The sequence below is a fragment of the Streptomyces sp. NPDC111802 genome, assembly GCF_055634335.1.
The window spans coordinates 1-2,050 of record NZ_JBVKCZ010000194.1 but is presented as its reverse complement, the minus strand read 5'-3'; the positions used below and the strand labels follow the sequence as shown (position 1 = coordinate 2,050).

The window sequence follows — 2,050 nt, the reverse complement described above, 5'->3', positions numbered from 1 at the left end:
GCGCCCGCGCACGGCTGAACGCCGTGCCACTCACGACACCCGCGCACCATCACATTGCCTCAACTCACCTCACTCGCAGGCAACTTGACAGCGCCCCTGGGCCCGTTCGCCTGCTGGGTGCTGGCCGCGGACGACGAGGACCAGGAGCACGGGCATGCGGCGGCACGAACGCGTCTGTACGGTACAGGTGTACACGGGAGGGGACAGCGTGGCATCAACGGCTTGCTACCAATGCGGCACCACGAAGGGGCGCCGTACTCAGATCGGTCTCGGCTTCTACCAATGCGACTCGTGCAAGGGGCGCTCACCCGCCGACGCCCGCACAGCCGGGCACGCCCCCCGAGGTGTCGAGCCTGGGATGTGGGCGAAACTCGGTTGTCTGGCCGTGATCGCGTTCGTCGTCATCGCGGGCATCGCGGCCAGCGGCGATGACGATCCCGAACCCACGACGCCACCAGCCCCGTATGAGGAGCCGGTTGACCCCGGGTACGGAGCGCTGTGTGAGGGCGAAGACTTTGCCAACTACGACGACTGCGTGAACGCCCCGTAGCTCAGGCCCACATACCCGCCGGACACGACGATGATCAGGCACACGAGCAGAGGCGGCCACAATGCGCGACGCGCACTCGGCGGATTCAATTGGTCGTCGGGCACTCACTGCCAAGTTTGACAAAGCATCAGATGATCAAGAAGGTGATTCACAGACTTCGCCTCTGAATCCACGGATGAAGCATTGGTTTGGCCGCGGCACAGGCGAACTCCGCTCGCGATGTTCCTTCTTGAGCATTTGACGCCCCGTACTTGACAGTGCCCTCTTGCCCGCCATTCGTGGCACATAGCCGTCATCGGCCACCGCGCTGCCAGCAGCATGGGGTATGTGCGGCCATCGAGCGGGCTGCGTTGACACGGCGGTGGCCGTCACGAGAAGTCCGTGGCTCCCCTTCCGCGCAGCTCCTCGCGTAGGGTCCGTGACCGGCAGCGGGACGAGCGGGAGGCACTCCGGTTTGGGACGGGCCGGGATAAGGGCCGGAGCCGATATGTGTCGGCGCAGAAACAGCTCTAGTCGCTGGCCCCCAACTGCGCGTTTGCCCTGCCTCATGTGATGCAATCCCGTTCCGGGGTGCAGAGTCCGGCCGATGTTGGAGCTAGCGGAAAGCAAGGGAGTATCGGCGCCCTGCCGTCTGTCTTCGTGAAATGAGTGAGGCGCCGTCAGGTCCCGCACGCAGATACACCGTCGGCCCGTCGAGGACGTGGTCGGTGGTGGCTTCGTTGATCAGCGTGGGTGTCAGTCCACGCTGGGCAAGATGTGGGGCTCGGCAAGGTCGTGCTCGTAGCCCGCCAGGCGGATCGGGGCGGACCGGGCTCACACCTCGAGGCGGCACTGTCAAGTTTGACTGACCGTCAGATGATCAAGAAAGGATATCCCGCCTCAATGCCGCCTACGACCTCTCGATTCAGCGTTTCAGTCGTGGATTCGAAGGCGAAGATTACGGATCACCTTCTTGATTACCTGATGGGCAGTCAAACTTGACAGTGCCGCTTCTTCGGCAGTACCAGGTGTAGTCCGTCCCAGACGCCGGCCTCGTTCCAGGCGGCCAGGCGCCGCCAGCACGTCATCCCCGAGCCAAAGCCCAGCTCCTGCGGTAGGTACTCCCACTGGATGCCGGTGTGCAGCACAAACAGGATCCCGCACAAAGCCTGCCGGTCCGGGACCCGCGGCCTGCCCTCGACCAGCTTCGGACTCGGCTTGGGCAGCAACGGCTCGATCAGCGACCACAGTTTGTCCGACATCCATAGGGGCATCAACGCCCCCCGGGGTGTCGGCAGTGTCGAGTGGAACCAACACCGCCAACGACCGGGGGCTCTGCTCTGTCACCACCCTGACCAGGCCCTTTCACCCTCGCGAGACAGGATGAAAGAGATTCAGTAAGCCCTACTCGGACCCGAAACCAGGCCCGACACCCCGTCAGGCGATCAGGCACTTGTCAACGTGACAGCACCGGCGACTGGTGTGGCTGGGCGCGACTTGGGGAGCGCGGTCAACGCGGGC

1 protein-coding gene and 1 pseudogene are annotated in these 2,050 nt (G+C 64.3%); one reads left to right on the top strand and one right to left on the bottom strand.

The genetic code is table 11. The annotated features are described in order from the left end of the window. Window positions 1-358: 358 nt before the first annotated feature. Window positions 359-550 (top strand): hypothetical protein, encoded by a 192-nt coding sequence (locus tag ACZ7NC_RS45360; protein ID WP_471498283.1) that lies wholly within the window; start codon window positions 359-361, stop codon window positions 548-550. 989 nt (window positions 551-1,539) lie between these two features. On the opposite strand, the pseudogene ACZ7NC_RS45355 reads toward ACZ7NC_RS45360, so the two are convergent. After that, window positions 1,540-1,803 (bottom strand): annotated as a pseudogene (locus ACZ7NC_RS45355) (transposase); the annotation flags it as partial. Between the last annotated feature and the right edge of the window lie 247 nt (window positions 1,804-2,050).

Bases quoted from the DNA above. Each gene is read 5' to 3' on its own strand.
- ACZ7NC_RS45360 (WP_471498283.1), top strand. From the start codon at position 359: ATGTGGGCGAAACTCGGTTGTCTGGCCGTGATCGCGTTCGTCGTCATC.